General features: G+C 54.8%; 2 protein-coding genes. Both read left to right on the top strand.

The features are described from left to right. Positions 1 to 153 precede the first annotated feature (153 nt). Entirely contained in the window at positions 154 to 495 is a 342-nt protein-coding gene (locus AC1DVH_RS31680; protein WP_095946014.1) for a zinc ribbon domain-containing protein YjdM, read from the top strand. A gap of 208 nt (positions 496 to 703) precedes the next feature. Next, on the top strand, positions 704 to 961 hold the full coding sequence (locus tag AC1DVH_RS31675) for a PA4570 family protein (RefSeq protein ID WP_223528321.1): 258 nt from the start codon (positions 704 to 706) through the stop codon (positions 959 to 961). Positions 962 to 1,048 lie beyond the last annotated feature (87 nt).

The raw sequence follows: 1,048 nt of genomic DNA, 5'->3' as shown, positions 1-1,048 counted from the left end.
GAACTCAATGACACCGCATTCATTCAGGATGCACGCGTTATCGTTGACGACCTTCGCGAGCAAGCTCGCTCCTACAGCTGTTGCATCGCCCTTTCCCGCCTAAAACCCTATACAATGTGCGCTTTTTAGCGATCCTGAATCCAAGGAGCCTTAGTGAGCACGTTGCCACCCTGCCCAAAATGCAATTCCGAATACACCTATGAAGACGGCGCGCAGCTGATCTGCCCCGAGTGCGCCCACGAATGGTCCGCCAGCGGTGAAACCGAAGCGGTGTCCGATGACGCGGTGAAAAAGGATTCGGTCGGCAACGTCCTGCAGGACGGCGACACCATCACCGTGATCAAGGACCTCAAGGTCAAGGGTACGTCTTTGGTGGTCAAGGTCGGCACCAAGGTCAAGAACATCCGCCTGTGCGATGGCGATCACGACATCGATTGCAAGATCGACGGCATCGGCCCGATGAAACTCAAGTCCGAGTTCGTCAGGAAAGTCTGAACCTGCTGTCTTCCATCCCGCGCCCGGCCGCGGGATGGCGCCTCACCCTCCCCCCCGCTTCGCCCAGACAATCCTCGCAATAGCCAGACGCCAGTCGTTTTTGACCTGACGCAATCCTTACCTGGAAAAAAGCGCAAACCGCCAATAGGCTCTTGCTATTTAGTGAATAAGAATTATTCTCATAAAACCTTCAGTGGAGATGAGAACCATGACTTATCTGATCGATGCCTGGCTGGACCGCCCACACCCTTACCTCAGAATCCTGCATCGGGAAACCGGGGAAGTCTGTGCGGTGCTTGAAGAAGAAGCCTTGAACGAACTGCAAGACCAGGGTGATCTTGACCTCAATGGCCTGAGCTCCAGCGAGCCGGTGGTGCTCAAGGAACTGGTGCGTAATCTGTTTCTGTTCTGCTATGCCCGGGCGTTGCGCCCGACGACGGATCTCAATGGCAAGTTTCATCCATGAGAGACACTGCAAAACACTGTAGGAGCGAGCCTGCTCGCGAAAAACTCAAAGACACCGCGTTCATTCAGAATGGCCACGTTATCGTTG

This window comes from Pseudomonas sp. P4_C3, assembly GCF_056402075.1.
This window is presented reverse-complemented; position numbering and strand designations above follow the sequence as displayed.